Below are 25576 nucleotides of genomic sequence, written 5' to 3'. Positions count from 1 at the left end.
GTTGGTCAGCAGGCCGCCGACGGTTGGCATCTCGGTCCGGGGCTTGCCTGATCAGCGGTCATGTGCGGCCCGCTTGCGGGCATCTGCCTCGGCCACGAAGGCCAGCGATTTCGAAAGCGAGATGAAGGCAAGCGGTAGAAGTACGACGGCGAAAATGAAGGCGAGTTGGAACCCGAGCGTATCGCGCATCCGGCGCCGCTGCGCCGGTATCTGCGTCATGCGGCCTGCGCCCCCGACTGTCCGAGGACGGCAAGCGTCGCCCTGTCGGCGCCCGCGACCGGATGCTCGCCATGTTCCAGCCCGAGCAGCTCGCACAGCCGGGCGCGTCCGCGATTGGCGCGACTCTTGACCGTCCCGACGGCGAGGCCGGTCATTTCGGCAGCCTCCTCGTAGGAAAAGCCCGAAGCGCCGACCAGGATCAGAACCTCGCGATGCTCGACCGAGAGCAAGTCGAAGGCCCTGCGGAAGTCGTTCATCGCAAGCCGCCCGTCATGGGCAGGCTGTTCACACAATCGCGCCGCATGGATACCGTTCGGATCGGCAACCTCGCGCTTGCGCTTGCGGCGCAGCGAATAGAACGTATTGCGCAGGATCGTGAACAGCCAGGCCCGCATGTTGGTTCCGGCCGAAAACTTGTCGATGTTGCTCCAGGCTTTCACGACCGTGTCCTGCACCAGATCATCGGCCGTGGAGACTTCGCGAACCAGACTGATCGCAAAAGCCCTGAGCGCGGGAAGATGTTCGGCAAGCTCGTCGCGCGGATCGCCAGCGCCCGAATTCATTTCGCGGATCCCTTCTGCCGAAGCCGATCCAGAAGCTGCTTGAACCGGTCAGGAACCTCTTCCTCGAGCACTTCCTGATATACCCGCTTGAGATTTTCGTCGATTCTCGCCTTTAATCCCTCGGCGTCCCGCTTCTCTGCCATGACTGACTGCATGCCTGTTCCAGTTGTCTTTTTCGCAGTTTCGCAGGGAACCAAACGCATGCACAGACGTTTGGTTCCCAAGAAATTCAAAAGAGGGAAGCTAAATGCCTAATACAGACGCGACCGATCTTGCTTCGTCGGTTGGTGCCAATCTGCCTTTCCTTCGCCGCTATGCGCGTGCGCTGACCGGCAATCAGGACACCGGCGATCGTTACGCGGCCGCAACCCTGGAGGCGATCCTTGCCGACAGCCAGCCATTCGACGCCGGCGAAAATCTGAAGGTCGCGCTGTTCCGCGCATTTCACCTTGTCTGGTCGAGCGCAGGAGCCCCCGTCGGAGACGCCGACTCGAAGCTCTCTGCAAGCGCCCAGAACCACATGTCCAAGCTGACACCCAATTCGCGCGAAGCTCTGCTCCTGCATGCCGTGGAAGGATTTTCCAAGGATGAGATCGAGACGATCATGAGCCTCGACCCTGGCGAGGGCGACGACCTTGTGACGATTGCGCGACGAGAGATGTTGGATGCCATTTCCGGCAAAGTGATGATCATCGAGGATGAGGCCATCATCGCGCTCGACCTCTCGGCCATTGTCGAGGAAGTCGGGCACAAGGTGACCGGCATCGCGCGCACGCGGACGGAAGCCGTCGAGCTTGCGGGACGCGAACGCCCGGACCTGATCCTGGCCGACATCCAGCTTGCGGACAATTCGTCGGGCATTGATGCAGTGAACGATATTCTTGCCCAGTTCGACGACCTGCCGGTCATCTTCATTACCGCCTTCCCTGAGCGGCTTCTTACCGGCACGCGCCCCGAACCCGCGTTCCTGATCACCAAGCCCTTCAGCGAAGAGCAGGTCCGTTCCGCCGTCAGTCAGGCGATGTTTTTCTCGTCGACGGAAACGCTCGCGGCCTGAGCGCGGCCTGAGCGCGGCCACTCGTTTCTTGATACGACAAGCCTTGTCGCCCCGGATCGGAAGGTCCGGGGTTTTGCTTGTCCGCCGATCCTCGTCTCGGCCCAGAATATCTGCCGGTGCGCAGTCTGGCGCAGTCGAAAGAAACCGCGTCCGGAACCTATCGGCGAGGTCGGCGTTGTTTCGCTGACGCGGCCACGAAATGCCGCGACAGCTTAGGAACGGAGACAAGACAATGTTCACGAAAAAAGCCAGGTCTGCCCTGATCGCGGCGCTTCTGCTGTCCACAGGCCCGGCCTTCGCGGAAACGATGGTCAAGGAGGTTCAGGTCGATATCGACATGGACGCGGTCCAGAACCTCAAGGCGGCAAACCAGTGGGCCAACATCGCCGACGATCTTGAGAACGCAGTGGTTGGCCGCCTTGCCGGCCGCACGGCGGATGACGGCGCAAAGATATCGATCGATATCGACGAGGTTACGCTCGCCAATACGATCGAGCAGATGGCCGGTGTTGCCGACTCCAAGCTGACGGGTCACGTGAACGTGACGCATGACAACAACAACACCGTGTTCGACAGCTACGACCTGACCGTCACCTTCGATCAGGCCGGCCCACTGATCGTATCCGGCACCGACCTCGCGCAGCTGACCACCAACAGCAAGGAATATTACGACGCGATGATCGCGGCCTTCGCCGATCGGGTTGTGGCCGACCTCAAGTAAGATCTTTGGTCTTGCCGCTATCGGCGCCCCGGAACTTCAGTTCCGGGGCGTTCCTCTTGGATGCATGACGCGTCCCGCCGGTGGTGCGAGTGCAGGAATGAAAATTCACCCCTACGCAATCGCAACGACCATCTGGAGAGAGCTTGGAGACGACCGAATTTGCCTCATCTGCGCAGGTATAGCCTTCTACGGTCTTCTGTCGCTTTTTCCGGGTATCGCCGCCCTTCTGGCGCTTGGCGGGCTGCTGACCGAACCCGCGACGCTTGTCGAAAACTTCCAGGCGATCGGCAGAGTCCTTCCGAAAGAGCCCTCAGACATCATCATTTCGCAGGCCAGCGATGTTGCAGGGTCCAGAGAGGGCGGACTGGGGCTAGCGGCTCTGGCAGGCTTTGCTCTTGCTTTGTATTCTTCGTCGAAGGCTGTTGCCAGCCTGATCGCCGGGGTCCATGCCGCCTACGACGAAGCTGACGACCGCGGCTATTTCGCAAACACAGTCTTTACGCTGACGATGACACTTCTTCTGCTGGGTCTCGTCCTTGCCGCGATCTTCTGCAGCGTCGGCGTTCCGATCCTGTTTGCAACCTTCTTCACCGACGAGAAGGGCGCACAATGTGTTGCGCTGGTTTGCTGGCCCTTGCTTGCGGCGCTGACGGCACTTGCTCTGGGACTGCTCTACCGGCTTTCCGTCCGGCATCGCCGCCCGCCCGTGCGCTGGATCACCCCTGGCGCTGTCACCTCGGCCGTCTTGTGGATGATCGCTTCTGCTCTTTTCTCGATCTATGTCCGGAACTTCGCCAACTACAACGAAACCTTTGGCACCCTCGGCGGTGTCATTTCCCTGCTGATGTGGATGTGGCTCTCGGCCTACATCGTGCTTCTGGGCGCCGAGATCAATTCTGTGCTGGACGACCTTGCGGCGGACACCGCCGACAGCCGAGGCGCCGGTGTTCAACCGCGCAGCACAAGACCGAGGCGGCGAAACACGATTTCCGATGAAAACGGCCTATGAAGGATGGGGGTGCGGACGCTTGCACAGGCTTCTTCAGCCTCGTCGCCAAGAAAGATCATCCGCCCCCGACGCGCATGTATCGCCGCACAAAGCCTTGTGCAGGCAAAGTCGTCCGGTGCGGCCTCGATGAAGGCCACCACAATCTCCGGAACCTTGGCAATCGCCAGCAGCGCATCGCTCGCACGGTTGACGGCAATCACGGTCGCGCCAGTGTCGAATTCGGCCACGGTATCGGACAAATCCTGCAAGACGACGCAATCGCCGACAACGACGAGATAGTGCGCGCCGGAACGTGCTGTGTGATTCTCGGGACGCATGGCAGACCCCCAGTCCTTTTGACATGATGGAACCAGGCGAGGCCGTTCGCATTAAACTGTGACATAGGATCGAGGATGGCCAAAATGTTGACCACAGCCTGCGCGGCCTGCCCGCTGAGAAAGAAGGAGCTTTTCACGCAGTTCACCGAGGAAGAGCTGGCCTTCATGATCCGCTTCAAGTCGGGCGAACTTGCGGTCGATCCGGGCACCACGATCCTGATGGAAGGGTCCAACAGCCCGCAGCTCTTCACGGTGCTCGAGGGGATGGGCACGCGCTACAAGACGCTTGAGAACGGGCGCCGGCAGGTCATCAACTTCGTGTTTCCCGGCGATTTCTCGGGCCTTCAGGCCGGGCTCATGGGCGAGATGATGCATTCCGTCGAGGCGACGACGACCATGCGCCTTTGCGTCTTCAAGCGCGGCGACCTTTGGGAGCTTTTCAAGTCGCATCCCGAACGTGCCTACGACCTGACCTGGATCGCGGCCGTCGAGGAACATTTCCTGGGCGAGACGATCGCCTCTTTGGGCCAGCGCGACGCCAGCCAACGGATCGCCTGGGCGCTGATCCGCATCTTCGAACGGCTGCGCGCCATCGGATTGGCAGACGGCAATGTCGTCCCCCTGCCTTTCCGCCAGCAGGACCTGGCAGATGCGCTTGGCCTGTCGCTGGTGCACACGAACAAGACCCTGAAGTCGCTGCGCGGCGCCGGTCTGGTGAACTGGTCTGACAGCAAACTGTGTATCCACAAGATCGGCCCGCTCGCCGATCTCGCCCTCATCGAACTGGAACAGCCCAAGCGGCGCCCGATCATGTAAAGGGCGCCATTCCGGACGGATCGACGGCCGGTTCGGGAACCAACAGGCGCCTGCGGCGTTTGCCGACAGTCCGGCAAGCCGCCGGCAAAGGGAGCGTCTAATGGGTATCCTCTGGACCATCATCATCGGCTTTCTGGCCGGGGTCATCGCCAAGTTCATCATGCCGGGCGACAATGAACCGTCGGGCTTCGTCCTGACCGCAATTCTCGGCATCGTGGGTGCTTTCGTGGCCAGCTATCTCGGCCAGAACCTCGGCTGGTATGCGCCGGGCGAGGGTGCGGGTCTCATCGGCGCCGTCGTCGGTGCCATCATCGTGCTGTTTGTCTGGGGCCTCGCCTCCCGTCGGGCATGAGTTCGGTAAGCTCGTCTCCGCCCGGAGCTTGCACAAAAGGGAGTTGCTTCAATGAGTAATCGCACTCCGTCCTTACTCGCGCTTCTCGGCCTGGCTGCCATCGCTGGCTACCAGCACCGCGACAAGATCGGCTCCGTCATCACGGATGTGAGGACGCGCCAGCAAGCGAACGGTGCAGCCACCGACAGGCCTCGGGGCGGAGATTTCCTGTCTGAGGTCGGCTCGATCTTTACGGGCAACAATGCGGGTATGGCCCTATCCGATGCGGTTGGCGGTCTGATGCGCCTTCTCTCCGGCGACACCGGAGGTTCGGCTGCGGACAGCTGGGTGGCGAGCGGTCCCAACAAGCCGATGTCCCGTGACGAGCTGCGCGACCGTCTCGGCGCGCCGCTGCTGTCTGATCTCGCACGGCGTACCGGCCTGGCGGAAGAGGTGATCGTCGATCGCCTGGCCGAGGCCTTGCCCGACATGATTGACCGGTTGACGCCCGAGGGGCGGCTGCCATCGGCTGCCGACGCTGCCTATCTCATCTGAATACGGCGACTGTCACACACATTGCCCCTCCGGATGCGCCTCGGGAGGTGAAGATACTATTGCCCAGAACTGAAAAGGAGAAATCGATGAAAACGCTGGCCGATGCCTTTCACCACACGCTGAAAGATGTCTATTACGCTGAAAACGCGCTGACGAAAGCGCTGCCCAAGGTGGCCGCCGCGGCGAAAAGCGCCGAACTGAAGAAGGCGGTGGAACACCACCTTGCCGAGACCAAGGAACAGATTTCCATTCTGGGCAAGGTCTTCGCGTCGATCGGCGCCAAGCCCGAGGGCGAAAAGTGCGATGCGATCGAAGGGCTGATCAAGGAAACCGAGGGCCTGATCAAAGGGGCCAGCGGTGTCGCCCTCGATGCCGCCCTCGTCGCCGCCGCGCAGGCGGTGGAGCATTACGAGATCGCCCGCTACGGCACGCTGCGCGAATGGGCCAAGGTGCTTGGCCATTCCGAGGCGCATGACATGCTGTCGCAGATCCTCGACATGGAAAAGGCGGCGAATGCCAAGCTGACAAGCATGGCAGTGGAATCGGTGAACGCGGCGGCCTGACCGGGGTGGTCTGACCGGGCCAGCCTGACAAGGCTCGTGCCCGGGCGCACCGCATCTTGGTGCGCCCGTGGCCGTTTCAATCTGTGCCCTGGTAAAGCGGCACGGTGGAGATCGACATTTTCGCCGATCCGGTTTCGACCTCGCGCGTGTGCGACAGATAGATCAGGGTCTGGTTCATTTCGTCGAAGACCCGCCGGACCACAAGTTTCTTGAACAGGATCGAACGACGCTCCTTGAACACCTCTTCGCCGTCCTCGCTGCGGTCGATATCGCCCAGGACGATCGGGCCGGTCTGACGGCAGGCGATGGACGAATTGGACGGATCCTCGAACCAGTTGCCGTTCTGAAGCCGGTCGATGACACCGCGATCGAAATAGGCAAGATGACAGGTCACCCCCTCGACCTTCGGATCGACGAGCGCCTCGATCACGATATCATTGCCGAACCAGTCGACGCCGACCTCTCCCACCTTCTCGCCTCGCGCGCCCGTCGCGCCAAGGCAGATGGCCAGAATCACGCCAGCGGCCAGATGCGGTCTTGCTACGGTTTTTTTCATGATGGTCCCCTTTGCGCCCTCAACGCCGGAATGGGCTGCCGGTTCCGGCGGCCCTCCACCCGGCCGGGCATGTCTTCGTCGCCCGACCTACTTGCCGGACACCCTCTCGGCCTTCGTCCAGTCACGGCTGTCTCAGGCGCGCGGCATATCGCGCTTGCCCCCGTGCTGAACCCGTCCGCAAGCCAGGCAGCCCAGCGGCCCGGTGACCGACACCGCAGACCCGGCACCTTGCAGTGACTTCACATCCCACGACGGCTCGATCGACAGGCCCGCCCGCCGGTCCAGCGGAGCAGGAGGAGCGAGCAGGCATGGACCAGGCAGGTGCGAAAGACGATTTCCAGGTAAAAGAGGGTGGGCTGGGTGCCAAGAAACATCCGTGCAATGTCGAAGGGTACGAAATCGTCACGCATCTTGTACGCCCTTGCGCGATCTGCCGGGCATCTGCCCGGCAGGCTTTCCGACCTCGTCCCGGACTGGCGGGGATCACGGGCCGGGCCATCAAGCCGGTCGCGCCTCCGGCGACACGGGCGTCAGGGGTTTTTCCAGGGAAGGCGCCGGCGCCTCCTTTCCGAAGACCGTCGCGAAGACGGCTTCCATCCCTTCCGCGACCGGAAAGTTCCTTTCCTTTCCGGTTGGTGACTGCGCCTGCCCGACGGGGATGGCCCACCGCGCCACAGAGACGCCGACCCCGGGCAGACGACGCCGGATCAGCCGGACGAGCAACGGCACGGGCGTCGCCACGACCGCATCAAGCGTGACGATGATCAGCGCGGTCGGCTCGAACTTGCCCAGGGCCCGCGGAATGGCGGCACGCAGCGGCAGGACAAGCGCTTCCGCGCCCTCGGCACGCAGCGACTGACCAAGCATCATCGCCGCAACCGCATCCAGCTCGGACTGCGCCCCGATCACAGCGACCCGGGCGCCGATCCCGTCAAGAATGCCGTTCGTCACCAGAGAATTCGCCCCCTCTTCCGAAGGTTCCTCTTCTGCATTGGCAAGCTCGTCCTCGACCACCGTTTCCAGCTCTTCGGCGAGGGTCCAGGCAGCGCTGGCGATCCGCTGCACCTGATAGTCGGACAGAAGCCCCGCCTCATGATCAACCCTCGCAAGCGCCAGCGCGGGGATTGCCGTCTGATCGTAATAGTCCGCCAGATGGCGTTGCCTGGTTGTCGATGCCGCGGCTTCGGTGAAGTCGAGCGACCGGCCGGCGAGCAGCCGATCGTAAAGCCGGGCGGATTCGGTCAGCACCGGCTCATCCCCCAACATGATCGGAAACAGCCTCAGACCGGGCACATGATGCCCGATGACAACCAGGCACACTGTCAGCGGCGTGGCGATGATCAGTCCCATCGGACCCCAGAGCCAGGTCCAGAACATTGCCGAAACGATCACGCCCAGCGGCGACATGCCGGTTTGCTGGGCATAAAACCAGGGTTCGATCACATATGATGTGACCAGTTCGACCAGCAGGAACAGGGCCACGGTCCACAGAACGATCGACCAACCGGACGATACGGCCACGGCCATCAGCAGGGGCAGGACGGCCGAGACGGCCGATCCGATATAGGGCACGAAGCGCATCACAAGCGTGACAAGCCCGAAGAAAAGCGCATTGGGAACGCCGATGACCCAAAGGCCAAGCCAGATCGGCACCGCATAGATGGCGTTCACCGTCAGTTGCGCCACCAGGAATTTCGAAACCCGCATGCCTGCCTCTTCCAGCAACCGTGACGTGGCCAGGATGTTCGAGCCTCCGATCAGCTGCACCAGCCGGTCCCTCAGGGTTCCGCGCTCAAGCAAGGCGAAGATAACGACAATGAAAATCAGGCCGAACACGCCGACGGGTGTCAGCGCCGGCAGGATGACGTCGGTCAGCCAGGCCATGAGGCTGGTCTGCTCGACCAGCTCGACCTTCATGGCCTGATTGCTTGCCGTCTCGGTGGTTTGTGCGTCAAGCCGTTCCGAGATTCGCTCGACCATGCCTTGCAGGTGCGAAATGATCTCGTTTTCCGTTCCGGCCGCAAGAAGCGTGTCGACCTTGGCAAGGACATTGCCCTGATATTGCGGCAGGTTCGCGCCAATCTGGCCAACCTGATAGATAAGGATCAGCAAGAACGATCCAACAAGCATCGAGGTCGCGACAACCGTCACCGTGACCGCGGCGGTGTCCCGCAAACCATGGGCGCGCAGGTAATTCACCACCGGCGTCAGGATGAAGGCGAACAGCATGCCAAGGACAAGCGGCAGGACAAGGTCTCTTGCCACATAGAGGATCGTGCAGACCGCAACGATGGTCACAAGCACCCTGATCGATGCAACCGATGCACCCGGCGCGGACCCTACCATCGGGCGTTGGGGCTGGATCGGTTCGATGTCGTCAGCCTGAGCCACTGAGCCTCCCACCTGCCGCTGATCCTGCAAACGCACGCGACGTCACTCAGTTCCATTCCGGCTTGGAGGCGCAATTTCCCGGGCCCGGAATCCCTGTCTGTCTGGACCGAGTCATGACAACGATCGCGGGCTCCATAAAGCGATTTCGGGACAAACGGGGCTCCCGGACGTTCAAATTTCGACCTGGATCGCAGGCTTTCCAATCTGGCCGTGTCTGGCCGTGAAGGGTCGCGACATGAACTGGCAGCCGACGCGCGTTGCGAATGTGTCGGCCTCGCCTCAGGGGATCGAGGTCTTCATGCCGTTTCTAAAGCCGTCGTGCCTGTTCATGGCGCTCGCAATGGGCCCCGCCTGGGGGCAGGACGCCGCCCTTGTCATCGGCAACGAGAAGTATTGGGCAGGAGACGACGTCGCCCGCGCCGGTGACGTGCTTGATGTCGTGACGGCGCTGAATGCGTCCGGGTTTCTTGTCACGTCCGGCAGCGACGCGACAGCGGCTTCGCTGCATCGGCTGTTTGCCGATTATTACCGCAACAGCGCCTCCGAAGGCTCCTCCGTCATCCTGCTTGCCGGTCATTTCGCCCATGCGGGCGAGGAAAGTTGGCTGCTTGGCCGCGATGCCGATGGGCCGACCCTCGCCTCGATCGGCGACGAAGGCCTGTCCCTTTCCACCGTTCTCGCCGCCGCGGCCGAACATCCCGGCGCAGCGCTCCTGTTGATCGCCACAGAAGGTGGCTCGGTTGACCTCGGGCGCGGGTTGACGCAAGGGCTCGGCCGGATCGACCCACCGCAGGGCGTTACCGTGATGACCGGCAATGTCGCGGCGATCGCCCGGCTGGCCGACCAGATATCCAGCCGCCGTGGCGAAAGCATTGCCGCCCTGACCCGAGGGGCGAAAGGTGTCGTCGTTTCCGGCTATGTCTCGGACAGACACGTGTTTCAGCGGCCCGACGGCGCTGCCCCGGCGAAAACCGATGCCGAAGCGAGCCTTGGCGCCGAGACAAAGCTCTGGGCTGCGACCAAGGCGCTGGACACGCGTCAGGCCTACCAATCCTTCCTGGACAGTCACCCGGACGGGTTGTTCGCGGACGACGCCCGCACGGCGCTGCAATTGCTGGACGACCCGCTGGCGCGTGCGGCGGCGGAAGAGGATGCGCTTCGGCTCAGCCGCGACAAGCGACGCCAGATCCAGCAGAACCTGCTTCTGCTCGATTTCGATCCCCGCGGCATCGACGGGCTGTTCGGCCCCGGAACCCGTGCGGCGATCAAGAGCTGGCAGAAGCGAAACGATCTGTCCGCCACGGGCTATCTGACAGGCCAGCAGGTGACGACCCTCGCCGGTCAGGCTGCCCGGCGCGCCAGCGAACTCGAGGCAGAGGCCGCCGCGCGCAAGGCTGAACAGGACGCGTCGGACCGGGCCTTCTGGGACAGTACCGGCGCGGCGGGCGACGAGGCGGGGCTTCGGGCCTACCTCAAGCGCTATCCGGACGGCCTGTTTGCGGAACTCGCGCAGGAGCGGTTGAAGCCCTTTGACGACGAACGCAGGCGTCAGGCGCAGGCGGCAGATCGGGCCGCGTGGGATCGCGCCGTTGCCATCAACACGGTCCAGGGCTACCAGGATTACCTTGCGGCCTATCCGAAAGGCGCGTTCGCGGCCGATGCAAAGCTGCTGATCGAACGGCAAGGCCCCAGCCCGGCCGATCAGCAAAGGATCGAGGCGGCCGCCGCCGCCGAGGACGGCCTCGGCCTTACACCTTTCATCAAACGGGTGATCGAGGATCGGCTGGATGCGTTGCAACTCAATCCGGGAAACGTCGACGGCATCGTCGACGAGGATACGCGACGCGCCCTGCGCAGATATCAGAAATCGCGCGGCCTGCCGGTCAGCGGGTTTCTGAACCAGCAAACCGTTGCACGGCTCATGGTCGATTCGCTGTGACGATCCATCGAAGTGCAAGACCCCCCGGACGCGGCCCCAAGGCCGCGTCTGCGGTTTTGGGGGACCCGCATCCCGCCCTCGACGGGTGTGCCTGCCTGCATGGCAGACGGCGCGAGCGGCGGCAAATTTCCGCCATTATCCCCGCGCTTCAGCCGACGGTTCTCCTCTTCAATGGCCTTCATCTGGCTGATGAGGGATGCGTCCATGCCGCCATACTTGGCGCGCCACTTGTAGAACGACGCACTGCTCATGCGGTGCTCGCGGCACAGATCGGCCACCGGCATCCCGCCTTCGGCCTGCCGCAGGATCGCAAGGATATGCGCCTCAGTGTATCTGCTTGTCTTCATTCAGAATCTCCTCGTTCATCTTGGCGAGAAAATTCTACTTATGCAGCCCCTTGCTTTCGGGGGGATTACCCCCCATGGGCATCCCGTTCATCACCGTCAAAGCAACAGACCCATATAGAACGTACTTGACAGCAGTTGACCTTAAAAGCTCTGTGATGTTGGGTAATGAGGTGTCGCAATGGAAATGCTTTTGTTGGTTCTTGTGGGTGGGGCGCTTGGCTGCACCGCATTCGATCTTTTCAATGACGATGACACCGCACCAGAGACTCCCGGCGGCGAGGAAGATGGCGGCCAGATCACCTTTGTCACCGACGGACTCATCTCCACGGGGGGTGATGGCGACGACGTCTACCTCTTTGACCCCAAGACCACCGGCAATGTCGCCGCGACGATCGATGGCGGCGCAGGCGACGACACCATCAGCCTGGCCGGTGTGTTCGACGGGGCATACCTCAGCGGTGCAAATCTGTCGGGCGGCGACGGCAACGATGCGATCTCTGCCGCCGGAGAAACCTCGACCATCTCGGGTGGCGCAGGCGACGACATCATCAGCGCCGACATGGTAGATGCGACCATTTCGGGCGATGCCGGAAATGACATGATCCGCGTTATCGCAGCCAACGGCTCCGTGACAACCGCCTTTGGCGGTGAGGGCGATGATATCCTGGACGGTACTGGGTCAAACAACGTGGTGCTGTCCGGCGGCGCCGGCAACGACACGATCCTGACCTCTGGCCGTACCTCTAGCGGGGCCGGCTATGGCATCGGCGCGGATGGCGGTGCCGGCAATGACACGCTGACCCATTCGGTCGAGGCCTTTCCCCTGCCAGACGAGAGTTCGGACACCGCAGCGCGGATGACCGGAGGCGAAGGCTCGGACCTGTTCGAGATCGTGCTGACAACGGGGAACGGAGATTTCACGCCCTTGCCCGATGACCCGCCTGTCTTTGTGAACGAAGCCGCCGTCATCACTGATTTCGAAAAGGGCATCGACCAGATCGGAATCGATCTGTCGGATTTGGGCAGCACCTATACCGCCGAAAGTGGCACCCTGACCGAGGACATCTCTGCCGGAGAAACCGAAATCCTCATCCGGCTGACCGGCAGCGGCTTGCCGGATCAGGATCTGCGGATCGTTATCGCCGAGACCGGACTGAGTTGGTCAGATGTAATCTTTACCGGCACCCCGCCTGCCAACTTGGTGGTGGCGTAAGGGTCGGTCAAACAGCGCGATGATCTGGGTGCTGTTCCGGGTTCCGCGTCTGAAAGGCGGCGGAGTGAACGTGAACCATTCCGAGTTTTCCGGCGCGGTTCAATGCCCTTCTCGCTCCAGCGCTTCCAGCGGCTGTAGAGCGTCTTGTGAGGCCCATAGTCCGCAGGCGCATCGCGCCAGCGCAACCCATTGCGATTGATGAAGATAATCCCGCTCAGCGCCCGCCTGTCGTCCTTACGGGGCTTGCCGGGCACCGACAGAAAGAGATCACTGGCCAGACAATTCTCTCGCGGGCTTGAATGCAATGGGGTGGCGCCCGACATTTTCGACGACGAAATCCACGAAAGCCCGGACTTTCGGCGATAGCTGCTTGTTCGACGACCAGACAAGCTTGAGGACGCCAAATGGAACCATGTAGTCCACGAGGACCGGGACGAGCGCTCCGTTCTGCAGGTGGGGGGCAGCGACATAGACGGGTAGATGCGCAAGACCCGCCGGACGCGGCCCCAAGGCCGCGTCTGCGGTTTTGGCGGACGCGCATCCCGCCCTCGACGGGTGTGCCTGCCTGCATGGCAGACGGCGCGAGCGGCGGCAAATTGCCGCCACTATTCCCGCGCTTTCGCCAACGGATCGGAACCCGAATGTGATGGCCGAGTTGTCTGTTCGCAGCGACGCAGTGCAACCCCGAAACAGTCGGGACCCACGGCGCTCGTCAAGACATTGAAGGAGTATGTCATGTTCAGAACGCTTGCAATCTCGGCCGGTCTTGTCGGTCTCATGGGTTCCGGTGCGGCGATGGCGCTGGAATCGTCGGCGACGACAGATCTCAACCTGCGTCAGGGTCCCGGTCCGCAATATGCGATCGTCGGCGTGATCCCCGCGGGCGCCACGGTCGAGGTCGAGGGCTGCGTCGATGCCGCAAGCTGGTGCCAGGTCAGCTATGACGGCAATGTCGGCTGGTCGTTCGGCGACTATCTGACCACGACTGTCGGCGAAGAGCCGATGATCCTGACGCTCGACCGGACGAAAACCCAGGTCAAGACCGTGGTGTATCAAGAGAACAAGGATGCAGCCGCGGCCGCCGGCGGCACGATGGGCGCGATCGCCGGCGCCCTGATCGCCGGTCCTGCTGGTGCCGCCGTCGGTGCGGTCGCCGGTGCGACTGCTGGCGGGACGTCCGCGCCTGACGCGACTGTCACCACTTATGTGACGGAACACCCGGTCGATTATGTCTACCTCGACGGCGAAGTGGTCGTTGGCGCGGGCGTGCCCGACACGGTCACGATCCATCCCGTTCCGGAAAGCGACTATTCCTACGCCTACATCAACGGCGTGCCGGTCGTCATCAACAACGCCGATCACAGCATCGTCTATATCGTCCGCTGACGCACCGCTTCCCGTCTGAACTGTAAGTTCGGGCAATATCAGCCAAGCATGTCCGCACTCTGGACAAGCGGTCTTAGAGCCCGGGCCAGTTTCGGCCCGGGCTCGTTCTTTTCGCCCGTATGTGCCTGGCATCTGCTGACGGCCTCGCCTTCACGGCCCACGTCGGGTACATCCTGTTGCGGCCTGGCGCGCCAAAGCCCCCGGCGCTGGGTGCCGACGCTGACGGCGCAGGGCGGTGATCCGATCCGCCACGCCATCAGGCGTCGGCTTGCGCAAAGAACAAGGGCGTGAACCGCGGTCCTGCAAACCTTCGCGCCCCTCCTGCTCATATCGCCGCCACCCCTTCGCTGCGGTCTTCGCGGAACAGCCGCAGACCGCTCCGAACCGCGAAAAACTCATCCCGCCTGCAATCATTCCGATAAGCCGCTCTCGACCCAAAGGTGTCAGTCTGGCATTCTCGTGCACGTTCATTCGATCCCTCGAAAGAGCGTTGGCGCTTGGTAACTTCAACGACTTCAGAAGGATCGAACGGACAAGCTGTTGAAAGCTCACAGCTGGCGCAGCCGAAAAGCCAGCGGCTCGTTGCGCCGGTCCGAGCGGCACGAACGTCCGACACGGGCGGATCGCTGTGGCGGCCTGCTTCTGAAACAGGGGGAACGCACCGGCACCCCCAGGAAACGCGCGAACAGGACGGGCGCCGGTGCGTATCGTCGGGGCCAGTGGGCCCCGGCGAATTCTATTCGCCGCCGCCGAGGCTGTGGACATAGGTTGCCACCGCGCGGACGTCGGAGTCGCTCAGGCGGCCCGTCCAGGCGGGCATGACGCCGAAGCGGGCCTTGGTGACCGTCTCGGTCAGGCTTGCCTGGTCACCGCCGTAAAGCCAGATCGCGTCGGTCAGGTTCGGCGCGCCCTGTGCCCGGTCGCCGATGCCCTGATCGCCGTGGCAGGCGGCGCAATTGTCGGCGAAGACCGTCGCGCCCGCCGCAGCCAGCGCCGCGTCATGTTCCTGCCCCGAGATGGCGAGGACATGGTTCACCACCGCGTCGATGTCGCCCTTCTCCAATATGTCGCCGAAGGCGGGCATCTGCGAGAAGCGGGCGTCCGGGTCGGTCGTGTTGCGGATGCCGTGGCTGATCGTCGTGTGGATATCGTCGATCGTGCCGCCCCAAAGCCAGTCATTGTCGAGAAGGTTGGGGAAGCCCTTGGCGCCGCCCGCCCCCGCGCCGTGGCATTGGGCGCACCAGGTGGCAAAGACCGCCTTGCCCGCATTCTGGGCGAAGGGTCCAAGCTCGGGGTCCGCGGCGATGCCGTCCAACGGCGCTGCGGCGAGTTTCGCCTCGATCGCCGCGTTCGCATCGTCGAAGGCCTTGATCTCGGCCGCAACTTCGGCCCGCGTCGATCCGCCCCAGAGACCGTGGGTCACGCCGTTCACCAGGGGCCAGGCCGGATAGAGGATCGTATAGCCGATCCCCCAGATGATTGTTGCGTAGAAGATCCAGAGCCACCAGCGCGGCATCGGATTGTCGAACTCCTCGATCCCGTCCCACTGATGGCCCGTGGTCGGCGGAGGCGCCTTCCTGTCTTGCGGTTTCTTGCTCATCGTCCGGTCTCCTTCACCCCTGCCGCAGATGCGGCGCGGGCGGGTCTGTCTTCGTGGCGGAAGGGAATTTGCGACACGTCTTCATGCACCGCGCGCGACCCGGGCCGGAAGGCCCAGAAGATTACGCCGACGAAAACCGTGAAGAGGGCCAGAAGCGCCCAGCTGTCGGCGAATTCCCTGAGGATGGAATAGAGGTCCATGTCCGCCCCCTATCGCTCTGGGTCGGGTTCGAAGGTCGAGAAATCGACCATCGTGCCCAGAACCTGAAGGTAGGCCACCAGCGCGTCCATTTCGCTGATCCCGGGCTGGGCGTCGAAGTTCGCGACATTCGCTTTGGGATAGCGCGCCAGAAGCCCTTCGGTGTCGGCGTCGGGCGAGGCCTGGGCCTTGAAGTCCTCCTTCGCCGCCTCGATCATTTCGGACGTGTAGGGCACGCCTACCAGCGCGTCGGTTTCGAGCCGCGCCACGATATGCTCGGGCTCGATCATGCGGTCGGTCAGGAAGCCGTACTTTGGCATCACCGATTCCGGCACCACCGATTGCGGGTCAGTCAGGTGAGCGACGTGCCATTCGTCGGAATAGCGGCCGCCCACGCGGGCAAGGTCCGGCCCGGTGCGCTTCGAGCCCCACTGGAACGGATGGTCGTACATCGATTCCGCGGCCAGCGAATAGTGGCCGTAGCGTTCCACCTCGTCGCGCATCGGGCGGATCATCTGGCTGTGGCAGACATAGCAGCCTTCGCGGATGTAGATGTCCCGCCCTGTCAGTTCCAGAGGCGTATAGGGCCTGACACCATCCACCTTCTCGATCGTATTCTGCAGGTAGAAGAGCGGTGCGATCTCCACGATCCCGCCGATGGTCACCACCAGAAGCGAGGCAACGAGAAGGAGCGTGGCGTTCTTTTCAAGATGCTTGTGTTTTTCAAGAATTGCCATGGTCCGGCCCCCCTTATTCGGCCGGGATCGCGACGCCCAGCCCGGCGCGGGCCGGTTGCTTGGCGACGGTTGCCCAGAGGTTATAGAGCATGATGAGTGCTCCGGTCAGGAACAGCGTCCCGCCCAGCGCGCGCACCACATACATCGGGAACTTCGCGGCGACCGTGTCGGCGAAGGCGTTCACGAGGAAGCCGTTCGCATCCACTTCGCGCCACATCAGCCCTTCCATGATGCCGGTCACCCACATCGAGGCGGCATAGAGAACGATGCCGATGGTGGCCAGCCAGAAGTGCCAGTTCACAAGGCTGAGGCTGTAAAGCCCGTCGCGCTTCCAAAGCTTCGGCACAAGGTAGTAAAGGACGCCGAAGGTGATCATGCCGTTCCAGCCGAGCGCGCCGGAATGGACGTGCCCGATGGTCCAGTCGGTGTAGTGGGAAAGCGAGTTCACCGCCTTGATCGACATCATCGGCCCTTCGAACGTCGACATGGCGTAGAAGCCGATCGAGATGACCATCATCCTGAGGATCGGGTCGGTGCGCAGCTTGTCCCAGGCGCCGGAAAGCGTCATCAGCCCGTTGATCGCGCCACCCCAGGACGGCATCCACAGGATGACCGAGAAGACCATGCCCAGCGTCGCGGCCCAGTCGGGCAGCGCGGTGTAATGCAGGTGGTGGGGACCGGCCCAGATGTAGAGGAAGATCAGCGCCCAGAAGTGGATGATCGACAGTTTGTAGCTGTAGACCGGGCGCTCGGCCTGTTTCGGCACGAAATAATACATCATGCCCAGGAAGCCCGCGGTCAGGAAGAAGCCCACCGCATTATGGCCGTACCACCATTGCGTCATCGCATCCTGCACGCCCGAGAAGAGCTGCACCGACTTCGACCCGAAGATCGAGACCGGGATCGAGATGTTGTTCACAAGATGCAGCATGGCGACGGTGACGATGAACGCCAGAAGGAACCAGTTCGCCACATAGATATGGGGTTCCTTGCGCTTGAAGAGCGTGCCCATGAAGGTCGCGAGGAAGGCGACCCAGACGATGGTCAGCCACCAGTCCACATACCATTCCGGCTCGGCATATTCCTTGGATTGCGTGGCGCCGAGGATATAGCCGGTCGCGGCCAGCACGATCACCAGCTGATAGCCCCAGAAAACGAACCAGCCGAGGTTGCCGCCCCAAAGGCGCGCCGCCGTGGTGCGTTGCACGATGTAGAAGGTCGACATGATCAGCGCATTGCCGCCGAAGGCGAAGATGACGGCGGATGTGTGCAGCGGACGCAGTTTGCCGAAGTTCAGATAGCCTTGCGTCAGCTCCGAAAAGTTCAGCGCGGGAAAGGCCAGTTGAAAGGCGATGACGACGCCGACCAGAAAACCAACGACACCCCAGAGCGCGGTGGCGATCGCCCCCGCCCGGACCACACCGTCGTTATATTCGTCCTGCGGATGCACCCGCACGTCGCCCGCCGTCTTCAGCGCCCAGACGAATGTCGCGGCGGCGGCCAGCATGACGGTCAGCGCGTTCACCATATAGGCCAGATCATGCGCGTAATTGGCCGCGATGGCGGCCAGAACCGCAATCGCCGCCAGCACGGCAAGCTTGATGTAATCCCACATTTTCGCGTCCCTTCGTCGCTTCGCGGGTTCCCGCAGGACAGAGTCCCACCCCCCGTTCACTGTCCGGCACTTAGTCCGGCCGGCACCCGTTTCACATTGATCTGGGTCAAGCCGCAAGCGCGCGCCTTGATCCGCGTCAATGCGGCGCATCAGGCTGGCGCTATCTTTCTCGGGCAGCGATCCCCATATCGGGGGTTCACCGACCTTCCCCGGAGGGAGACAAACATGGCTTACAAATCCATCCTGACCGTCGTCACAGCGGCCAAGTCTGCCGCCGCCCAGATCGATGCCGCCGTGGCGCTCGCGCGGCGCGAGGACGCACATCTCGACGTGCTCTGCCTGTCCATCGACCGCACGCAGAGCGGCTACTATTACATCGGTGCCGCGCCGATGGCGCCGATTGTCCTGCAGGAAACACTCCAGCAGGCGGAAAACGAGGCAAAGGCGATAGAAGCCGCCGTCCGCGCCCAGCTTGCGCCCGAAGACATCCGCTGGGCCGTAGATACCGCCATCGCCCAGATGGGCGCGGTCGGACCAGAGGTCGGGCGGCTCGCCCGATTCGCCGATCTGGTCGTGGTGCCCCAACCCTACGGCGCCGGGTCGGATGCGGAACAGGAGCAGATCCTCGAAGCCGCGCTCTTCGACGGCCGCGCCGCCGTCCTGATGCTGCCGCCCGGCAGGGTCGATGCCGACTATGGCCGCCGGGTGGTCGTCGCCTGGAACCAGAGCGACCAGTCGATGGCCGCCGTCCGCGCCGCACTGCCGGTCCTGAAGGCCGCCAGCTTCGTCGATGTCGCGGTCATCGCCCCGCCCGCGCACGGGCCGGAACGGTCCGACCCCGGCGGGATGCTCTCGCAATTCCTGTCGCGCCACGGCATCCGCAGCGAAGTGTCGGTGCTGGCCAAGACGCTGCCGCATGTCTCCGACCAGCTTTGCCGCCATATCGAGGATGTGAACGCCGACCTTCTGGTCATGGGTGCCTACGGCCATTCCCGCTTCCGCGAGGCGATCCTCGGCGGCACGACGCTGGAAATGCTGGAGAAGGCGAAGGTCCCGGTGCTGACCGCGCATTGAGCATCGGGCTTCGGCCCGGTCTCCGTCAGTCCGGCCGTTTCGGCTCGTCCCGGCGGTTGCAATAGAGGGCGATCTTGTTGCCTTGCGGGTCACGCAGATAGGCAACGTAGAAATGCGGGCCATAGGCGTCACGAAAGCCGGGCGCGCCCTCGTTCCGCCCACCGGCCGCCAATGCGGCCGCGTGAAGGTCGCGCACCAGCGCCTGCGTCCCGACGGCAAACGCCACCATCGCGCCGTTGCCGACCGATGCGGCCTGTCCGTCGAAAGGGTGACGGACATAGAGATCGGCAGGCTGCTGTTGACTGTCCGGTCGGGCCGGAATCGAACAGCTTAGCCCCTCGTCGGATACTTCCAGTTCGTAACCGAGGCGCGGCAGGAAGGCGGAATAGAACCTTTCCGCAGCCCCCATGTCATCGGCGCCGAGTGTCACATACCCTATCATGACGTCTTGACCTTTCATGCCAGGTGAAGCCTCCAAAGGCTGCGTTCTGGTGCTCTCTCAATCAATAGCGCTGATATGCCATGACTCACAGCCGCCATTGCTTCCGCCGGGGGAAAGGTGCTTCCATCGGGCGTAGGGCGCAGCGGCCCCTGCCTATTGTTTCCGGCAAAGATCTGATGCGCGAAGAAAGTCCTTGATCTCAACCTAGCTTGAGAAATTAGAACGCCCCGAGGATCATACTGAAAGAGCAGACCATGACGGGAACGGCAGAGGAAACCGGTGCGGCGCATGTACCCTGGCGGGAGGTTCTGACGCGCGCGCAGATGTCGTCGCTGATGCTTGTGTGTCTGGGTGTCTGGCTGCATGCGGCCGATGCGCTGATCGTCGCGACGATGATGCCCGCCATCGTCGCCTCGGTCGGGGGCGAGGAATATGTCGCCTGGTCGATCGCGCTTTATGAAATCGGCACGATCCTCGCGGGCGCGGCCGGAGCCTGGCTGACGCGCCGGATCGGTCTCAGGAAGCCCATGGGCGGGGCGGCGCTGATCTTCGCGGCGGGCTGTATCCTGAGCGCGGTGGCACCGACGATGCCCATTCTGCTGGTCGGACGCCTTCTTCAGGGGATCGGCGGCGGCGGGCTGACCGCCATGTCCTTCATCGCCATGAACCGGCTGTTCGCCATGCGCCACCTCGCCCGCGTCATGGCGATGATCTCGGTTCTCTGGGGCGGCGCGGCCTTTCTCGGCCCGCTGGTCGGGGGGGTTTTCGCCGAACATCTGGGCTGGCGCTGGGGCTTTGTCTTCTTCGGCGCGCAGGCGCTTGCGCTTGCGCTCTGGATCCTCCTGATCCTGCGCCTGCCGCCTGCGGCCGGGTCCGTGGCGCAAGGGGGTCCGTTGCCGCTCGCGCGGCTCGCGCTTCTGGGGCTCGGGGTCCTTGCCGTGGCCTGGGCCGGGATCGGCATCTCACCCCTGCGCACGAGCCTGCTGCTCGTCTCGGGTCTCGCCGCGCTCGCGCTCTTCCTCGTCGCCGACGACCGGGCGGGCGCCGACCGGCTTCTGCCGCGTCGCCCGCTCGATCCGCGCACGCCGATCGGCGCGGCGCAACTGATGAACCTCGCGATGAGTGTGGCGACCATCACGCTTCTGGCTTACGGGCCGCTGCTGATGGTGCTCATACACGGCGCCTCGCCGACCGAGGCCGGGATGGTGCTGGCGGTTGAAGCGATTGCCTGGACGGTGGCGGCCTTCGCCTTTTCCGGCGCGCCGGAGAGCCGTGACCCGTTTCACATCGCGCTCGGTATCGGCTGCGTGGCGGCGGGCGTGGCCAGCGCCATCTGGATTGTGCCGCAGGGGCCTTTGGCCCTGATCACCATCCCCTCCGGCCTGCAGGGCTTCGGCTTCGGCCTGGCCTGGACCTTCGTCCTGCGCCGCGCGCGCCGATTGACCGCCCCGGACGATCTAGACCGGCTGTCGGGCGCCTCTTCGACCATCGGCCATTTCGGCTATGCGTTCGGGGCGGCGCTTCTGGGCATCCTCGCCAATGCCATGGGCTTCAGCGCCGACATGACGGCACCCGAGGCCGCCCATCTGGCGCGCGGGCTGTTCATCGGCTGCCTTCCGGCGGTCGCGGTCGGGCTTTATGCCACCTGGAGGTTCACCCGGCGCGGCGCGGCGGAAGCTGCCTATTCAGGGTAGGCGGCCTTGCAGGCCGCGACGGCGGGCGCGGCGGCCTTCATCAGCGCCGCCCGCCGCTCGGTCAGACCGGCGAGCTTGCGCTTCTCGGCCGCCGGATCGATCGGCACCTCTTCGCGCACCGTATCCTCCTGCGGTTCCCAGCACATCTGGGTGCGGACCCGCGTGCCGGGTGTCTGTGGCCCCGGCGCGATGCAGGCGACCCAGGCCCAGCGCGTCACCTCGCGATAGTCATAGGCATAGCCGCGCGCGAGATTGCCCTCGGTCTCGGCAATCAGCCGTTCGATCTTCCTCAACTCGCCGGTCTCGCGGCGGATGCACTGCTCCTGCGGTGTGCCGCAGGCAACGAGGGCGAGGGGGATCAGCAGAAGGGCACGGGTACGCATGGCGACGCTCCTTGGATGCGGCCGGAGTCTACTCCGCCGCCGCCTGCGCGCAAGGGTCGCTATGGCCGCTCCGGCAGGAACCTGCTAGCAGGTCCTTCAAGCACGGAGACTGCCGATGACCGAGATTTTCGACCGCGAGAAAACCGACGCTTCCGCCTGGTTCCGTACCTTGCGCGACTGGATCGTCGCGGCGTTCGAAGCGCTGGAGGACAGCCATCTTGCTGGCCCGTTCGCCGATCGAGCAGCAGGACGGTTCGAGGTGACGCCAACGGTCCGCACGTCCGAGGACGGCAGCGACGCGGGCGGCGGGCTGATGAGCGTGATGCGCGGCGGGCGGGTGTTCGAGAAGGTGGGGGTGAACGTCTCGACCGTTCACGGTCGTCTGGGTGAAAGGGCGCAAAAGGCGATGGCGGCGCGCGGTGTGCCCGGAATGGCCGAAGACCCGCGCTTCTGGGCGTCGGGCATCAGCCTCGTCGCCCATATGCAGAACCCCCATGCGCCCGCCGTCCACATGAACACCCGAATGTTCTGGACGCCGCATGCCTGGTGGTTCGGCGGCGGCGCCGACCTCAACCCCTGCATCGAGTACGCCGAGGATACGGCACATTTCCACGCCGCGATGCAAGGCGCCTGCGATGCACACGACCCGGCCTATTACGCCCGCTTCAGGGCCTGGGCGGACGAGTATTTCTTCATCCCCCACCGGGGCCGGGCGCGCGGCGTGGGCGGCATCTTCTTCGACGATCTGAACACCGGCGACTGGCAGGCGGATTTCGCCTTCACCCGGTCGGTGGGCGAGGCCTTCCTGCCCGCCTTCCTGCCGCTCGCGGACCGCCGCCGTGCCACAGCGTGGAGCGAGGCGGACAAGGACCGGCAGCTTGTCCATCGCGGGCTTTATGCCGAATATAACCTCGTCTACGACCGGGGCACCAAGTTCGGGCTGGAAACCGGGCATGATGCCAATGCGGTCCTGATGAGCCTGCCGCCCCTGGCCAAGTGGGTCTGAGGTGGATCCGTTCGGCCTGACGCTTGAAACGATGGGCGCTTTCCTGGCGCTGTCGGCGATCATCGAACTGACGCCCGGTCCAAACATGACCTGGCTTGCCATCGTCGCGGTGACCGAGGGGCGCAGGCCCGGCTATGCGGCGGTGGGCGGGGTAGCACTCGGCCTCGCGCTGATCGGCATTGCCGCGGCACTGGGCCTTGCGGCAGCGATCAGCGCCTCGCCCGCAGCCTATCAGGCCTTGCGCTGGGGCGGCGTTCTCTACCTCCTCTGGCTCGCCTGGGACGGCTGGCGTGGCGATGGCGTGGTCGAGGGCATGGCGCGGCTCGGCTCACCCCTTTCGCTTTACTTCCGCCGGGGCCTGATCACCAACATCCTGAACCCCAAGGCCGCGGTTTTCTATATCGCGGTGCTGCCCGGCTTCGTCGATCTGTCCGGGCCGGTCCTGTCGCAGACGCTGTTCCTGTCCGTCCTCTATGTCCTGACAGCAACCGCCATCCATGCCGCCATCGTCACCGCCGCCGCTTTCTCGCGGCGCTGGCTCGAGGATCCGCTGCGCGAACGGGCCGCTCGGCGCGCGCTGTCCGCGCTTCTCGCTCTGGTGGCCCTCTGGTTCGCCTGGAAGACGCGCGGCTAGGCACCGGCCCGCAGAAGAAGCCCGACACCAAGGACGATGACCGTCATGCCGACCCACTGGCGGCGGCTGACATCCTGGCCGAACCACCAGACCGAAACCGCCTGCGCGAAGATCACCTCGATCAGCGCCAGCGTCCGGACATTCGCCGCCGCCGTCAGCGCGAAACCGAGGAACCAGAATTCCGAGGCGAAGGCGCCAAGGAACCCCGCGCCGAGCGAGGCGCGCCAGACGCGGAAGGAGGCGACCAGCGCCTGCCGGTCGGCGAGCAGCATCCAGATCATCAGGATCGTGGTCTGGATCGTCAGCGCGATGACTAGCGTGACCGTCGCCCGCATCACGAAGGAACCCTCGTCAAGCGCCACGATCCCGCCGCGATAGCCGATGGCCGACAACCCGAAGAGGCCCGCCGCCGCGATACCGGTCAGCACAGGCATCGCCTCGCCCCACGGCGCCGCACCCGGTTTGGTCGAGCTGATGATCACCCCGAGCGTCGCGATGGCGATGGCCGCCATCATCCCCCAGCCCAAGGGGTCACCGAGGATGAGCGCCGCGCCCAGCGCCAGCAGGACCGGTTCGGTCTTGATCCAGGCGGTGGCGAGCGCGAAGGACCGCGCCTGCATCACCATCAGCATCAGCGCGGTGGCGCCGATCTGGGCCAGCGCCCCCATGGCGGTGAAACCGAACGCGCGGGCGCCGGGCAGGGGCAATGTCTCGCCGGTCGCGAAGTGGACAATCAGCAGGAAAAAGACCGCAAACGGCAGCCCGAACAGAAACCGTACCTGCGTGGCACCGACGGTACCGATGCTCTTCGTCAGCCCGGCCTGCGCCGCGTTCCGCCCGGTCTGCGCCAGCGCCGCGACGATGGTGACCGGCACCCAGAGCATCGCTCAGGCCGCCGCCTTGCCCATTTCCCGACGGATCAGCCGCCCAAGCCGCCCGATGCCCTCGTCGATCATCCGGTCGCCCGCGCAGGAGAAGCTCAGACGAGCCGTATTGGCGTTCGACCCGTCGGCAAAGAAGGCCCGGCCCGGAACGAAGGCCACCCGCTCGCTCTCCAGCGACCGCGCCAGCAGGTCTGCCCCGTCCATACCCGGCGGCAGGGTCAGCCAGACGAACATGCCGCCCTCGGGCCGCTGCCAGCGCACGCCTTCCGGCATCTCGCGGGCGAGCGCCGCCAGCATATGGTCGCGCCGCGCGCCGTAAGTTTCCCGCAGCTTGGCCGTATGGCTGTCGAACAAAGCCTCGGCCACGCGGTGCGTGACAATCTGGTTCACCGTCGAGGAATGCAGATCCGCCGCCTGTTTCATCAAGACCAGCCGCCCGATCACCTCTTTCGCCGCGCAGACCCAGCCCACCCGAAGGCCGGGAGCCAAAGTCTTGGAGAACGAGCCGCAATAGATCGTCCGCGCCGCCTCGATCGATCCCGTCCGCGCGATGTCGAGCGCCAAGATCGGCGGCACCGGCCTGCCGTCGAAGCGCAGCGCCTGATAGGCACCATCCTCGATCACCGCGCACTCAAGATCGCCCGCCAGATCCAAAAGCGCCTCGCGACCCGTCAAGTCCAGCGTTTCCCCGGTCGGATTGGCGAAATCGGCCGACAGATACGCAAACTTCACCCGCCCGCCCGCGTTCTTTGCCGCTGCCGCGATCTCCTCTGCCGGGCGGTTGCCCTTCGGGTCAAGCCGATCATAGCGCGGCTCATAGGCGTTGTAGGCGCCAAGCGCACCAAGATAGGTAGGCCAGGTCACGAGCGCGGTATCACCCGGCGACAGCATCAGCTTGCCGAGATAGTCAAGCGCCTGCTGCGAGCCCGAGGTGATCAGGATATTCTCCGCCCCGCAAGGCACGCCGATCGCGGTCATATGCGCCGCCAGCCAGTCGCGCAGCGGCCGATACCCTTCGGAAACCGAATATTGCAGCGCCCCCGCCGCCGCGCCGCCCTCAAGCGCCGCCGCAAAACCGTCGCGGAATGCCTCTGCCGGGAAAAGGGCGGGGTCGGGAATACCGCCCGCAAAGGAAATGATGTCCGGCTGGTCGAGAAGCTTCAGAAGCTCCCGTATTTCCGACGCCTTCATCCGCGACGACCGGGTCGCCAGAACATCCGCCCACTGCATCGAATCCCTCCCGCAATCGGCGCCACTCTCGGATGCATCAAAAACTAAGTCAATATAATTGACCTATTTGACGCCCCTCTCTTTCGTTTCCAAATA

31 protein-coding genes and 2 pseudogenes are annotated in these 25576 nt (G+C 64.0%); 14 read left to right on the top strand and 19 right to left on the bottom strand.

Annotated elements, in window-relative coordinates:
• Positions 1-51: 51 nt before the first annotated feature.
• Genes P0645_RS14815 through P0645_RS14805 form a run of 3 tightly spaced genes read right to left on the bottom strand, consistent with a single transcriptional unit; the run spans position 52 to position 925 of the window.
• On the bottom strand, positions 52-219 hold the full coding sequence (locus P0645_RS14815; protein WP_284165354.1) for a hypothetical protein: 168 nt from the start codon (positions 217-219) through the stop codon (positions 52-54).
• On the bottom strand, positions 216-782 hold the full coding sequence (locus P0645_RS14810; RefSeq protein ID WP_284165353.1) for an RNA polymerase sigma factor: 567 nt from the start codon (positions 780-782) through the stop codon (positions 216-218). Before P0645_RS14810 ends, P0645_RS14815 begins: the two co-directional genes overlap by 4 nt.
• Positions 779-925, bottom strand: a complete 147-nt coding sequence (locus P0645_RS14805; protein WP_284165397.1) for a NepR family anti-sigma factor — start codon at positions 923-925, stop codon at positions 779-781. The genes P0645_RS14810 and P0645_RS14805 overlap by 4 nt, the downstream gene beginning before the upstream one ends.
• 104 nt (positions 926-1029) lie before the next feature.
• Here P0645_RS14805 and P0645_RS14800 point away from each other — a divergent pair, with 104 nt between their 5' ends.
• The 3 genes from P0645_RS14800 to P0645_RS14790 all read left to right on the top strand — a co-directional run bounded on the left by P0645_RS14800 (position 1030) and on the right by P0645_RS14790 (position 3569).
• Positions 1030-1839, top strand: coding sequence for a response regulator (locus P0645_RS14800; protein ID WP_284165352.1), 810 nt, complete (start codon positions 1030-1032; stop codon positions 1837-1839).
• Positions 1840-2071: 232 nt separating this feature from the next.
• Entirely contained in the window at positions 2072-2560 is a 489-nt protein-coding gene (locus P0645_RS14795; RefSeq protein WP_284165351.1) for a hypothetical protein, read from the top strand.
• Between the two features lie 64 nt (positions 2561-2624).
• Positions 2625-3569, top strand: coding sequence for a YihY/virulence factor BrkB family protein (locus P0645_RS14790; protein WP_284165350.1), 945 nt, complete (start codon positions 2625-2627; stop codon positions 3567-3569).
• On the opposite strand, the gene P0645_RS14785 is transcribed toward P0645_RS14790, so the two are convergent.
• Positions 3509-3886 carry a hypothetical protein gene (locus tag P0645_RS14785; RefSeq protein WP_284165349.1) on the bottom strand — a complete coding sequence of 126 codons (378 nt, stop codon included), beginning with the start codon at positions 3884-3886 and terminating at the stop codon, positions 3509-3511. The genes P0645_RS14790 and P0645_RS14785 overlap by 61 nt on opposite strands.
• Before the next feature lie 84 nt (positions 3887-3970).
• Here P0645_RS14785 and P0645_RS14780 point away from each other — a divergent pair, with 84 nt between their 5' ends.
• From P0645_RS14780 to P0645_RS14765, 4 genes are all read left to right on the top strand, one after another.
• Entirely contained in the window at positions 3971-4702 is a 732-nt protein-coding gene (locus P0645_RS14780; protein ID WP_284165348.1) for a Crp/Fnr family transcriptional regulator, read from the top strand.
• A gap of 100 nt (positions 4703-4802) precedes the next feature.
• Positions 4803-5054, top strand: a complete 252-nt coding sequence (locus tag P0645_RS14775) for a GlsB/YeaQ/YmgE family stress response membrane protein (protein WP_284165347.1) — start codon at positions 4803-4805, stop codon at positions 5052-5054.
• A 51-nt stretch (positions 5055-5105) separates the two neighbouring features.
• A complete protein-coding gene (locus tag P0645_RS14770; RefSeq protein ID WP_284165346.1) occupies positions 5106-5588 on the top strand; it encodes a YidB family protein in 483 nt (160 codons plus the stop codon).
• Positions 5589-5674: 86 nt separating this feature from the next.
• A complete protein-coding gene (locus P0645_RS14765) occupies positions 5675-6151 on the top strand; it encodes a YciE/YciF ferroxidase family protein (RefSeq protein ID WP_284165345.1) in 477 nt (158 codons plus the stop codon).
• A gap of 76 nt (positions 6152-6227) precedes the next feature.
• Here P0645_RS14765 and P0645_RS14760 read toward each other — a convergent pair whose 3' ends face one another.
• From P0645_RS14760 to P0645_RS14750, 3 genes are all read right to left on the bottom strand, one after another.
• Complete coding sequence (locus P0645_RS14760; protein ID WP_284165344.1) at positions 6228-6707, bottom strand: CreA family protein; 480 nt, start codon at positions 6705-6707, stop codon at positions 6228-6230.
• Positions 6708-6946: 239 nt separating this feature from the next.
• Positions 6947-7117 (bottom strand): hypothetical protein, encoded by a 171-nt coding sequence (locus P0645_RS14755; protein ID WP_284165343.1) that lies wholly within the window; start codon positions 7115-7117, stop codon positions 6947-6949.
• A gap of 88 nt (positions 7118-7205) precedes the next feature.
• Positions 7206-9098: an AI-2E family transporter gene (locus P0645_RS14750; RefSeq protein ID WP_284165342.1), complete on the bottom strand. Its 1893-nt coding sequence runs from the start codon at positions 9096-9098 to the stop codon at positions 7206-7208.
• 235 nt (positions 9099-9333) lie between these two features.
• Between P0645_RS14750 and P0645_RS14745 the strand changes: the two genes are divergently transcribed.
• Positions 9334-11037 (top strand): peptidoglycan-binding domain-containing protein, encoded by a 1704-nt coding sequence (locus P0645_RS14745; protein ID WP_284165341.1) that lies wholly within the window; start codon positions 9334-9336, stop codon positions 11035-11037.
• A gap of 143 nt (positions 11038-11180) precedes the next feature.
• Here P0645_RS14745 and P0645_RS14740 read toward each other — a convergent pair.
• A pseudogene (locus P0645_RS14740) lies at positions 11181-11384 on the bottom strand (transposase); the annotation flags it as partial.
• A 178-nt stretch (positions 11385-11562) separates the two neighbouring features.
• Here P0645_RS14740 and P0645_RS14735 point away from each other — a divergent pair.
• Entirely contained in the window at positions 11563-12597 is a 1035-nt protein-coding gene (locus P0645_RS14735) for a calcium-binding protein (RefSeq protein ID WP_284165340.1), read from the top strand.
• Between the two features lie 92 nt (positions 12598-12689).
• On the opposite strand, the pseudogene P0645_RS19360 reads toward P0645_RS14735, so the two are convergent.
• Both P0645_RS19360 and P0645_RS14725 read right to left on the bottom strand, forming a co-directional pair.
• Positions 12690-12920, bottom strand: a pseudogene (locus P0645_RS19360) (transposase); the annotation flags it as partial.
• On the bottom strand, positions 12865-13107 hold the full coding sequence (locus tag P0645_RS14725; RefSeq protein ID WP_284165339.1) for a LysR substrate-binding domain-containing protein: 243 nt from the start codon (positions 13105-13107) through the stop codon (positions 12865-12867). The gene P0645_RS14725 and the pseudogene P0645_RS19360, both read right to left, overlap by 56 nt.
• Positions 13108-13332: 225 nt before the next feature.
• On the opposite strand from P0645_RS14725, the gene P0645_RS14720 reads away from it, so the two are divergent.
• Positions 13333-13983, top strand: coding sequence for an SH3 domain-containing protein (locus P0645_RS14720; protein WP_284165338.1), 651 nt, complete (start codon positions 13333-13335; stop codon positions 13981-13983).
• Between the two features lie 150 nt (positions 13984-14133).
• On the opposite strand, the gene P0645_RS19355 is transcribed toward P0645_RS14720, so the two are convergent.
• The 5 genes from P0645_RS19355 to ccoN all read right to left on the bottom strand — a co-directional run bounded on the left by P0645_RS19355 (position 14134) and on the right by ccoN (position 18133).
• Complete coding sequence (locus P0645_RS19355) at positions 14134-14454, bottom strand: leucine zipper domain-containing protein (RefSeq protein ID WP_349814650.1); 321 nt, start codon at positions 14452-14454, stop codon at positions 14134-14136.
• Positions 14455-14719: 265 nt separating this feature from the next.
• On the bottom strand, positions 14720-15583 hold the full coding sequence (gene ccoP / locus P0645_RS14715; protein ID WP_284165337.1) for a cytochrome-c oxidase, cbb3-type subunit III: 864 nt from the start codon (positions 15581-15583) through the stop codon (positions 14720-14722).
• Positions 15580-15783 (bottom strand): cbb3-type cytochrome oxidase subunit 3, encoded by a 204-nt coding sequence (locus tag P0645_RS14710; protein WP_284165336.1) that lies wholly within the window; start codon positions 15781-15783, stop codon positions 15580-15582. Before P0645_RS14710 ends, ccoP begins: the two co-directional genes overlap by 4 nt.
• A gap of 9 nt (positions 15784-15792) precedes the next feature.
• Positions 15793-16518 carry a cytochrome-c oxidase, cbb3-type subunit II gene (gene ccoO, locus P0645_RS14705; RefSeq protein ID WP_284165335.1) on the bottom strand — a complete coding sequence of 242 codons (726 nt, stop codon included), beginning with the start codon at positions 16516-16518 and terminating at the stop codon, positions 15793-15795.
• 13 nt (positions 16519-16531) lie between these two features.
• Positions 16532-18133: a cytochrome-c oxidase, cbb3-type subunit I gene (ccoN, locus tag P0645_RS14700; RefSeq protein WP_284165334.1), complete on the bottom strand. Its 1602-nt coding sequence runs from the start codon at positions 18131-18133 to the stop codon at positions 16532-16534.
• A 225-nt stretch (positions 18134-18358) separates the two neighbouring features.
• Between ccoN and P0645_RS14695 the strand changes: the two genes are divergently transcribed.
• A complete protein-coding gene (locus P0645_RS14695; RefSeq protein WP_284165333.1) occupies positions 18359-19207 on the top strand; it encodes a universal stress protein in 849 nt (282 codons plus the stop codon).
• A 25-nt stretch (positions 19208-19232) separates the two neighbouring features.
• On the opposite strand, the gene P0645_RS14690 is transcribed toward P0645_RS14695, so the two are convergent.
• Positions 19233-19667 (bottom strand): VOC family protein, encoded by a 435-nt coding sequence (locus P0645_RS14690; RefSeq protein WP_349775088.1) that lies wholly within the window; start codon positions 19665-19667, stop codon positions 19233-19235.
• Positions 19668-19903: 236 nt separating this feature from the next.
• On the opposite strand from P0645_RS14690, the gene P0645_RS14685 reads away from it, so the two are divergent.
• Positions 19904-21343 carry an MFS transporter gene (locus P0645_RS14685; RefSeq protein ID WP_284165332.1) on the top strand — a complete coding sequence of 480 codons (1440 nt, stop codon included), beginning with the start codon at positions 19904-19906 and terminating at the stop codon, positions 21341-21343.
• On the opposite strand, the gene P0645_RS14680 is transcribed toward P0645_RS14685, so the two are convergent.
• Complete coding sequence (locus tag P0645_RS14680) at positions 21331-21726, bottom strand: hypothetical protein (protein ID WP_284165331.1); 396 nt, start codon at positions 21724-21726, stop codon at positions 21331-21333. The two genes, P0645_RS14685 and P0645_RS14680, sit on opposite strands and share 13 nt — an antisense overlap.
• Positions 21727-21841: 115 nt before the next feature.
• Here P0645_RS14680 and hemF point away from each other — a divergent pair, with 115 nt between their 5' ends.
• Together hemF and P0645_RS14670 are read left to right on the top strand one after the other, a co-directional pair.
• Positions 21842-22732, top strand: coding sequence for an oxygen-dependent coproporphyrinogen oxidase (hemF, locus tag P0645_RS14675; RefSeq protein WP_284165330.1), 891 nt, complete (start codon positions 21842-21844; stop codon positions 22730-22732).
• Between the two features lies 1 nt (position 22733).
• The gene (locus P0645_RS14670; protein WP_284165329.1) at positions 22734-23366 is read left to right on the top strand and encodes a LysE family translocator; all 633 of its coding nucleotides are present in this window, start codon (positions 22734-22736) and stop codon (positions 23364-23366) included.
• On the opposite strand, the gene P0645_RS14665 is transcribed toward P0645_RS14670, so the two are convergent.
• Positions 23363-24250 (bottom strand): EamA family transporter, encoded by an 888-nt coding sequence (locus tag P0645_RS14665; protein WP_284165328.1) that lies wholly within the window; start codon positions 24248-24250, stop codon positions 23363-23365. The two genes, P0645_RS14670 and P0645_RS14665, sit on opposite strands and share 4 nt — an antisense overlap.
• Before the next feature lie 3 nt (positions 24251-24253).
• On the bottom strand, positions 24254-25480 hold the full coding sequence (locus P0645_RS14660; RefSeq protein ID WP_284165327.1) for an aminotransferase-like domain-containing protein: 1227 nt from the start codon (positions 25478-25480) through the stop codon (positions 24254-24256).
• Between the last annotated feature and the right edge of the window lie 96 nt (positions 25481-25576).

The organism is Frigidibacter sp. SD6-1 (genome assembly GCF_030143255.1).
Taxonomy (GTDB): Bacteria; Pseudomonadota; Alphaproteobacteria; order Rhodobacterales; family Rhodobacteraceae; genus TMP-24.
The sequence above is the reverse complement of the archived record's forward strand: the minus strand, read 5'-3'. Positions and strand labels throughout refer to the sequence as shown.

Coding starts and splice junctions, on each gene's coding strand:
- ccoN (WP_284165334.1), bottom strand. CDS start 18,133: ATGTGGGATTACATCAAGCTTGCCGTGCTGGCGGCGATTGCGGTTCTG.
- P0645_RS14790 (WP_284165350.1), top strand. CDS start 2,625: ATGACGCGTCCCGCCGGTGGTGCGAGTGCAGGAATGAAAATTCACCCC.
- P0645_RS14755 (WP_284165343.1), bottom strand. CDS start 7,117: ATGCGTGACGATTTCGTACCCTTCGACATTGCACGGATGTTTCTTGGC.
- P0645_RS14665 (WP_284165328.1), bottom strand. CDS start 24,250: ATGCTCTGGGTGCCGGTCACCATCGTCGCGGCGCTGGCGCAGACCGGG.
- P0645_RS14805 (WP_284165397.1), bottom strand. CDS start 925: ATGGCAGAGAAGCGGGACGCCGAGGGATTAAAGGCGAGAATCGACGAA.
- hemF (WP_284165330.1), top strand. CDS start 21,842: ATGACCGAGATTTTCGACCGCGAGAAAACCGACGCTTCCGCCTGGTTC.
- P0645_RS14695 (WP_284165333.1), top strand. CDS start 18,359: ATGGCTTACAAATCCATCCTGACCGTCGTCACAGCGGCCAAGTCTGCC.
- P0645_RS14785 (WP_284165349.1), bottom strand. CDS start 3,886: ATGCGTCCCGAGAATCACACAGCACGTTCCGGCGCGCACTATCTCGTC.
- P0645_RS14795 (WP_284165351.1), top strand. CDS start 2,072: ATGTTCACGAAAAAAGCCAGGTCTGCCCTGATCGCGGCGCTTCTGCTG.
- P0645_RS19355 (WP_349814650.1), bottom strand. CDS start 14,454: ATGAACGTGCACGAGAATGCCAGACTGACACCTTTGGGTCGAGAGCGG.
- P0645_RS14660 (WP_284165327.1), bottom strand. CDS start 25,480: ATGCAGTGGGCGGATGTTCTGGCGACCCGGTCGTCGCGGATGAAGGCG.
- P0645_RS14685 (WP_284165332.1), top strand. CDS start 19,904: ATGACGGGAACGGCAGAGGAAACCGGTGCGGCGCATGTACCCTGGCGG.
- P0645_RS14765 (WP_284165345.1), top strand. CDS start 5,675: ATGAAAACGCTGGCCGATGCCTTTCACCACACGCTGAAAGATGTCTAT.
- P0645_RS14815 (WP_284165354.1), bottom strand. CDS start 219: ATGACGCAGATACCGGCGCAGCGGCGCCGGATGCGCGATACGCTCGGG.
- P0645_RS14770 (WP_284165346.1), top strand. CDS start 5,106: ATGAGTAATCGCACTCCGTCCTTACTCGCGCTTCTCGGCCTGGCTGCC.
- P0645_RS14810 (WP_284165353.1), bottom strand. CDS start 782: ATGAATTCGGGCGCTGGCGATCCGCGCGACGAGCTTGCCGAACATCTT.
- ccoO (WP_284165335.1), bottom strand. CDS start 16,518: ATGGCAATTCTTGAAAAACACAAGCATCTTGAAAAGAACGCCACGCTC.
- P0645_RS14800 (WP_284165352.1), top strand. CDS start 1,030: ATGCCTAATACAGACGCGACCGATCTTGCTTCGTCGGTTGGTGCCAAT.
- P0645_RS14745 (WP_284165341.1), top strand. CDS start 9,334: ATGAACTGGCAGCCGACGCGCGTTGCGAATGTGTCGGCCTCGCCTCAG.
- P0645_RS14710 (WP_284165336.1), bottom strand. CDS start 15,783: ATGGACCTCTATTCCATCCTCAGGGAATTCGCCGACAGCTGGGCGCTT.
- P0645_RS14780 (WP_284165348.1), top strand. CDS start 3,971: ATGTTGACCACAGCCTGCGCGGCCTGCCCGCTGAGAAAGAAGGAGCTT.
- P0645_RS14680 (WP_284165331.1), bottom strand. CDS start 21,726: ATGCGTACCCGTGCCCTTCTGCTGATCCCCCTCGCCCTCGTTGCCTGC.
- P0645_RS14775 (WP_284165347.1), top strand. CDS start 4,803: ATGGGTATCCTCTGGACCATCATCATCGGCTTTCTGGCCGGGGTCATC.
- ccoP (WP_284165337.1), bottom strand. CDS start 15,583: ATGAGCAAGAAACCGCAAGACAGGAAGGCGCCTCCGCCGACCACGGGC.
- P0645_RS14760 (WP_284165344.1), bottom strand. CDS start 6,707: ATGAAAAAAACCGTAGCAAGACCGCATCTGGCCGCTGGCGTGATTCTG.
- P0645_RS14720 (WP_284165338.1), top strand. CDS start 13,333: ATGTTCAGAACGCTTGCAATCTCGGCCGGTCTTGTCGGTCTCATGGGT.
- P0645_RS14735 (WP_284165340.1), top strand. CDS start 11,563: ATGGAAATGCTTTTGTTGGTTCTTGTGGGTGGGGCGCTTGGCTGCACC.
- P0645_RS14690 (WP_349775088.1), bottom strand. CDS start 19,667: ATGAAAGGTCAAGACGTCATGATAGGGTATGTGACACTCGGCGCCGAT.